Source organism: Zarconia sp. (genome assembly GCF_057467645.1).
The window spans coordinates 21,826-29,058 of the sequence record NZ_JBRJXU010000035.1; the positions used below are offsets into that span (position 1 = coordinate 21,826).

The 7,233-nt window shown below is 52.5% G+C and carries 5 protein-coding genes; 3 read left to right on the forward strand and 2 right to left on the reverse strand.

Going from position 1 to position 7,233, the window contains the following annotated elements; translation table 11 throughout:
- Nucleotides 1-25 precede the first annotated feature (25 nt).
- Nucleotides 26-220 carry a hypothetical protein gene (locus AC2215_RS05425; RefSeq protein WP_486808945.1) on the forward strand — a complete coding sequence of 65 codons (195 nt, stop codon included), beginning with the start codon at nucleotides 26-28 and terminating at the stop codon, nucleotides 218-220.
- A gap of 109 nt (nucleotides 221-329) precedes the next feature.
- Nucleotides 330-1,013 carry an HAD family hydrolase gene (locus AC2215_RS05430; RefSeq protein WP_486808946.1) on the forward strand — a complete coding sequence of 228 codons (684 nt, stop codon included), beginning with the start codon at nucleotides 330-332 and terminating at the stop codon, nucleotides 1,011-1,013.
- A gap of 197 nt (nucleotides 1,014-1,210) precedes the next feature.
- On the opposite strand, the gene AC2215_RS05435 is transcribed toward AC2215_RS05430, so the two are convergent.
- A complete protein-coding gene (locus AC2215_RS05435; RefSeq protein WP_486808947.1) occupies nucleotides 1,211-1,408 on the reverse strand; it encodes a heavy-metal-associated domain-containing protein in 198 nt (65 codons plus the stop codon).
- Between the two features lie 1,138 nt (nucleotides 1,409-2,546).
- Nucleotides 2,547-4,202: a DUF3352 domain-containing protein gene (locus AC2215_RS05440; RefSeq protein WP_486808948.1), complete on the reverse strand. Its 1,656-nt coding sequence runs from the start codon at nucleotides 4,200-4,202 to the stop codon at nucleotides 2,547-2,549.
- A gap of 256 nt (nucleotides 4,203-4,458) precedes the next feature.
- Between AC2215_RS05440 and AC2215_RS05445 the strand changes: the two genes are divergently transcribed.
- Entirely contained in the window at nucleotides 4,459-7,080 is a 2,622-nt protein-coding gene (locus tag AC2215_RS05445; protein ID WP_486808949.1) for a M1 family aminopeptidase, read from the forward strand.
- Nucleotides 7,081-7,233 lie beyond the last annotated feature (153 nt).

A 7,233-nucleotide genomic window follows, 5' to 3' on the forward strand; every position in this document is an offset into this window, starting at 1 on the left:
TAATTGACTGTAATACACGTTAGTTTTGGATAAGACTGTTTCCGGTGAGGACGGGGAATGGGGAATGGGGAATGGGGATGGAGTACTTTGCTCCCCAGCAACCAGATGTCGCCAGTGTTGTCCCTTCGCTTTCAAGAGGCAAGACGGCCGCCCGAATGTCACCGGTCGTCTGCATCCCGACGAGATGGCCGCATCAAAACTGACGTTAATTAACCTGTAATCTTCCCCCTTGCCTCCCCGGCTCCTGAAGCCGGCCCCGCCCACAGCCACTTGTATCCTAATCGAGCTGGCGACTGCTATAAATTGGGGGAAACAATTCGATCGAATTCATGAACTATTTAGCCTTAGCGACTGATTACGACGGAACCCTTGCCAAAGATGGACGAGTCGATGAGGACACCTTAAACGCCCTGACCCGTTTCCAGGAGTCGGGGAAAAAACTGATTTTGGTGACCGGACGCGAGTTCAACGAACTGCTCGAAGTTTTCCCACAAGTCACAAAATTCGATCGAGCGATCGCCGAAAATGGAGCCGTTCTCTACAATCCTGACACCCAGGAAACTCGGCTGCTGTGCCAACCCCCTCCACTCGCATTCATTGAAACCCTTCAAGAGCAAGGTGTGACTCCCTTGCAAATGGGACGGGCGATCGTTGCCACCTGGGAACCTCACGGACAAACCGTGCAAGCAGCGATCGAGCAAATGAAGTTACCCTTTCAAGTCACCCTGAATAAAAATGCCGTGATGGTATTGCCCAAGGGGGTGACCAAAGCGAGTGGTTTGAAAGAAGCCCTGGATGAATTAAACCTATCGCCGGCACAAGTAGTGGGTGTAGGGGATGCACAAAACGATCTGGCATTACTCGCCGGAAGCGGGTTGGGTGTGGCCGTTGGCAATGCCATACCCGAATTGAAGCGACAAGCAGATTGGGTGATGTCCGGCAAACGGGGTGCCGGGGTGCGAGAACTCATCGATCGCCTATTAGACCTCTCCTCCAAAAGGGTTAATGGGTAAGGTTTCAGGGGGAAAGGGATAAGAAATTCATGACTTCGGCATAGATATTGATTGGATTTTTGATTTTCGGAGATGTCTATTAGACGGAACCGATTCAATCTATCGATGAGGAGGAGTCATCGCACGATCGATAAATCGATAGTCTTAACCTGTATTCATCGTCCGATGACCGCACTCAGGCGAGGGATTGCCCTAGGCTATTCTTCAACAGTATGGTCGATCGATTGAATGACCTGCTTGACCGAAGCGGCGGACATTTGAGTTTCGACATCGACCGTTTTACTGCCAACATCAACGGATACTTTTGCATTTCCGTCAGCGGTTTCGATGGCTTTGGTAATCGAGTCCGCACAGCCTTCACAAGCGATCGTGGGCACTTTGAAATGTAACGTCATCGCTCAAATCTCCTTGTCAATTGGGATTGTTGTCTTCGAATATCTCGATCGAAGAGGAATTTATTATAGCGTTGTGTGGGTTAGGATATCGCACGACGCACACAGGTTCGGAGCTGTTTTCTGATTTCCCCCTCCAATCGTGGAATTTAAGTCCTACTGGGCATTACCACTACTCTGCTGAACCCGGATTCATGTTAAACACCGCGATCGTTTTAGTGGCATAGAAATCGATCGGATTTTTGAGTTTGACCAGATGTCTCTTGAATACTTGTTTGCCAAAGCGATCGCATCTATCTGGCATACGCCCGTGGGATGATAAACTCATGCAAGCTCCAACCGATCGTGCTGGCAATTGTACTCGAGCCAATAACGATCTCATCTCAACCGAGACCGATCGCTCAGACCTCGAGTCGTTAAAATGAAAAGACCCAAGCGGCTATCGAGAAACTCATCTGTCCGACACTTTATCCGATACAAGGGTGGGTTAAGTCATAAAGATACGCCCATCCGTTGGCGTTCGAGAGTCGAACGAAGAAAGCTAGAGAAATCCGGTCTGCGCTCGCTCTGCGGAGGATGCGATCGCGATCGCATAAATGGCTAGATTCGATCGATATCAACCCTTCACGCAAATCCTATTCTACCCACGATCCGAACAGACCTCACCGTCCGATCGAATTCATCTTCTCGTCTGTCTTAAATCGCTGACAGTCACGCGAATGAATTAGACACTAGACGGACATATTGTCTAAAACTGGACTCTCAAGAACCATGCAACCTTGTTTTTGTTGCCAACCCCGACGAGATACGAGCTATATTTGTCCGAGGTGTTGGTCTACTTATAGTGCACGTGCCCTGCGAGAAATGAGGTACGCGATCGAGATCGTCGAAAAATCTATTCCCCCATCCTTATGTCACCAGCCTCACTGGCAAAAAATGACCCTTCATCGAGAACTTCACTTACAGGTGGTGTCATTGCAACATCACCCCCTTGAGAATTAGAGAATTCGGCATGGGGACAAGGGGACAAGGGGACAAGGGAGACAAGGGGACAAGGGAGACAAGGGGACAAGGGAGATAAATTTTCCCTACACCCCACACCCTACACCCCACACCCCATTCCCCATTCCCCACAAAATCTCTACTGATTCAGAACCAGAGGCATTGCCATTTCCAAGGTACTGGTGGATTGATCTTCAACCGTTGCCGTTACGCCCAAGCTGCGAATGGAACCGAGAATGGCTTTGGCTTCGGGGGTTATCCCCGTGGCTTCAGTGGGTAGGGAGTTGACCAGAGTCATCGCCTGCTCGAAATTCGTGTAGAAGTAGCCGACGTTACTTTGCGCTAGCTTCTCGGTGGAGGTAGTGAAACCTTCGCTGGTATTGAGGGGGGTTGCGGGAGTTGGCAGCATGGCATCGGCGATCGGGCCGCCAAGCGCAACGATTAAGGAATTCTCATCCAGCCAGCCGTAACCCAGCAACGGTCCTGGGGAGACTTGGGGCACAGACCATTGGGTCATTTGCGTGCCTTTGACATCTTTTTGAGCGATATTCACCGGTACGGGAATGGCATCTTGGAGAACCTTACCCACTGTTTCCAGGGTTTCTTCCGCGGCGGCTCGATCGCCCGTATTCACCACCAGCGCCCCCCCAAAACCGACACTGGCTAAAATCCCTTCTCTAGAGGGAACCAAACCCAGGGCGAATTCGCCATCCATCCAACCAAACACGCGATCGGCATCCAGCTTGATTTGACCGAAAGATTGGCGCACGAGATCGACAGTTTCTTTGGTTTGAGGATCGGTTTCCGATTGCGCCACCAACTGCGACCAAATACGACCGACCCCTTGACCGCTAGCCAGGGCGATCGTATCGGCAGGAAACTGAGAGATCGGTTTTCCCGAAGCAGCAGCAAACTCCGGTTGGGGATAATCCGGATCGAGTTCGACGAGGGTTTTCATCCGCAATCCTCGATCGTCGGTGCCCACACCCATGACGATTGCATCCACCTGTTCCAACTGTTCGAGGGTTTGAGACGGGAGTTCCGTCTGTTCGGGAGACTGCTGCGCCACCTGGGATATAAAGGCCCCATAATCGGCAATGTAAAGCTGAGCGAGAGTATTCTCTAATTCGGCACCGTTGCGCAAAATCTTTGCCGCTGACTGTTGGCTGGCAAAGGAAGGCTGACCTTTGGCGGTATCAATGGCTTGTTGCAGCGTTGCCAGCTCGAAGGCGATGGTGATGAAATCATCTAAAACAGCGGTGTAAATCGTTTCATCCGGCTGGGTAATTTCCGAAATCGTCACCCCCTGATAGTCGATTTCGCTGACATTTTCCCCGCCTTCCTCCTTCATTTTCTGAGCAAAAGCCAGGGCTTTGACTTTATCTTTAATCCCAACGACGATGAGAGGTTCCGGTTCGCCCTTAGCGGATTCGGCTGGGGGGACAACGGCTAGCATAATATCGCCGATCCAAGGTTTGAGATCCGTCTCGAAATTGAGATTGGTATCTGCTTGCAGCTCTTGCTGGAAACTTTCAATGCCTTTTTTGACGACATCCTGGGCTTCTGGGGTGCCAAATTGTCTAAGCTGGGACCAAGAGGCAGAATCTGTGGAGATATGAGCGGCCATCAGCGCCGATTCGGGAACGATTTCGGCACTCGCCATTGCCCCAGCATCTCCGGTGGGTGCGCCCCGCAAAAAGAAAAAATAACCCGCAGCGGCCCCACCAGCCAACAGGGCGGCGATACCCGCAAAGGGCAAACAACCCAAACCCGATTTTTTAGTACTCTCAGACATTCAGCTTTCCTCAATTTTGGCAGACGAGCGATCGCCCGCATCGGGAATCCCAGTTCGATCGACCCTCGTCTCGCACGTCCATTCTAGCTAAACCGATCGCCGTCCCCAGGAGGATCGGGAAGTTCGTCTAACCCCACCCAAACGGGTTAACCTGAAGAGAATAAGGGGGTTAACTCGGCTATAAACTTGCGCCATCCTACCGTTGTTCGATCTGCGAACCCCCAATTTACCGATCTCACACGTTAATTTGCACGCGATGTCTGACGCTTATTTCTCTTACGCTTATTCTGATGACGAAGGCAGCCGTTCTCGTTCTTTCGAACTGCCGGGGGCGCGACCGCATTATACGCCCGATCGCCCCGGACAAGTCGAGCATATTTTTCTCGATCTGACCCTAGATATTCCCAAGTCTCGCTTTTGGGGACGGTGCGTCATTCGCCTCAACCCCGTCCGCAACGGGATCGATCGCCTGGTGTTGGATGCAGTCAATTTGGAAGTCGAGTCAGTCACCGTTGCCGGTGTCGCCCAAGGCTTCGATAGCGACGGCGAACAACTGCACGTCAAATTAACCGAACCCACCACCGCCCGAGTTCCCATCTCCTTGGAGATTGCCTACAAAGTCGATCGGCCGCAACGGGGATTGTACTTCATCGGACCCGACGAGCATAACTCGAACAAACCGGTGCAAGTGTGGACGCAGGGGGAAGATGAAGATTCCCGGTTCTGGTTCCCTTGCTTCGACTATCCCGGCCAGCTTGCCACCTCGGAAATTCGGGTGCGGGTTCCCAAAAAGTTTTTTGCCCTCTCCAACGGGGAACTCATCAGCGTTGAAGAAGTCGGCGATAGCAAAGAGAAAATCTACCACTGGCATCAAAAGGAAGTCCACCCCACCTATTTAATGACTCTGGCGGTGGGGGATTTTGCCGAAATTGAAGATCGCTGGAACGACAAAGCTGTTAACTACTACGTCGAGAAGGGACGAGAAGACGATGCCCGTCGCAGTATGGGCAAAACCCCCCAGATGATCGAGTTTTTCTCGGAAAAATTTGGCTATCCCTACCCCTTCCCCAAATACGCCCAGGCTTGCGTAGCGGACTTTATTTTTGGGGGAATGGAGAATACCTCGACGACGCTGCTGACCGATCGCTGCTTGCTCGACGAACGGGCGATGGTGGACAATCGGCGTACGGAAACCTTGGTGGCTCACGAACTGGCACACCAGTGGTTTGGGGATTTGGTGGTCATCAAGCATTGGTCTCACGCTTGGATAAAAGAGGGGATGGCCTCTTATTCTGAGGTGTTGTGGGTCGATCGCGAATACGGGGCAGACGATGCAGCCTACTATCGCCTCCAAGAAGCCCGCAGCTACCTGAGCGAAGACAGCAGCCGCTACCGGCGTCCCATTGTTACCCACGTTTACCGCGAACCGATCGAACTCTACGATCGCCACCTATATGAGAAGGGGTCGTGCGTCTATCACATGATTCGCGCCGAATTGGGGGACGAGTTGTTTTTTGCAGCGATCGCCACCTTCGTACAAGATAACGCCCACAGTACCGTGGAGACGGTGGATTTACTGCGAGCGATCGAAAAAGCAACGGGACGCAATTTGGCGTTTCTGTTCGATCAATATGTTTATCGCGGCGGACATCCAGATTTCAAAGTCGCCTACTCCTGGGATGGGGATAGTAATTTGGCCAAGGTGACGGTGACTCAAACCCAAGCCAAAGAGGGGAATACCCCCAACGATAGCGATTTGTTCGACCTGAAAATTCCGATCGCCTTTGGGTATATTTGCGATGGGGAAGAACCGACGCTCAAACCTTTCACCGTCCGGGTTTATCAAAAAGAACAGAGTTTCTACTTCCCCCTCACCGAAAAACCGAACTTCGTCAGTTTCGATGCTGGGAACCATTTCCTCAAAACCGTGAAGTTGAGCTATCCCCTCCCGGAACTCAAAGCCCAACTCAAATTCGACCCCGACCCGGTTTCGCGGATGTATGCCGCCAAGGCGATCGCTAAAAAAGGCGGTTTGGAAGCAGTCAAAGCCCTCTCCAAAGCCTTGAAAAACGATAAGTTCTGGGGCGTGCGGGTGGAAGTTGCCAAAGCCTTGGCAACGGTGAAACTCGATGGAGCTTTCGATGGGTTGGTTGCCGGACTCAAAGATGCCGAAGCCCGAGTGCGCCGCGCCACCATCGAATCCCTATCGCGAATCAAAACCCACGCAAGCTACAAAGCCATCAAACCCTTCGTCACCGACGGCGATGCCAGCTATTACGTGGAAGCAGCCGCCGCCCGTGCCATCGGATCGATCGCCGGAGCAAATCCCGACGGCAAGCCGAAAACGGAAAAAGTGCTCGATCGCCTCAAAACGGTGTTGGAGAAGAAAGCCGGTTGGAATGAAGTGGTGCGTAGCGGGGCGATCGGGGGATTGAGTCAGCTCAAAACTTCTGAAGACGCACTGAATCTCATTTTAGAATACACCGAACCGGGGGTTCCTCAAGCCCTGCGTTTGGCAGCGATTCGGGCGTTGGGCGTTATCTCCACCGGACAAACCCCAGCCAATGTCGATCGCATTTTAGAGCGTTTGTCGGCTTTAGCGGGGGAAACCTTCTTCCTGACGCAGGTGGCGGTGGTAGCGTCCCTCAAACAGATGGAAACCCCCAAAGCCATGGGAATTGCCCGAACGCTGGCCGAACAAACCGCCGACGGACGAGTGAGCCGGATTGCCGAAGAAGCCATCGGTACGATTCAGAAGAATATCGGTTCGGATAAGGCGATGACGCAACTGCGCCAGGAACTCGATCGGGTCAAGAAAGACAATCAGGAACTGCGCAGTCGGTTGGAGAACTTGGAGGCGAAGGCGAAGGAATCGTAGGGCGCCTTCGGATGCTTCGGGGACAAGGGAGACAAGGGGACAAGGGAGACAAGGGAGACAAGGGAGACAAGGGAGACAAGGGAGACAAGGGAGACAAGGGAGACAAGGGAGATAAATTTTCCCAACACCCCACACCCCACACCCCACACCCCA

Coding starts and splice junctions, on each gene's coding strand:
- AC2215_RS05445 (WP_486808949.1), top strand. CDS start 4,459: ATGTCTGACGCTTATTTCTCTTACGCTTATTCTGATGACGAAGGCAGC.
- AC2215_RS05430 (WP_486808946.1), top strand. CDS start 330: ATGAACTATTTAGCCTTAGCGACTGATTACGACGGAACCCTTGCCAAA.
- AC2215_RS05435 (WP_486808947.1), bottom strand. CDS start 1,408: ATGACGTTACATTTCAAAGTGCCCACGATCGCTTGTGAAGGCTGTGCG.
- AC2215_RS05440 (WP_486808948.1), bottom strand. CDS start 4,202: ATGTCTGAGAGTACTAAAAAATCGGGTTTGGGTTGTTTGCCCTTTGCG.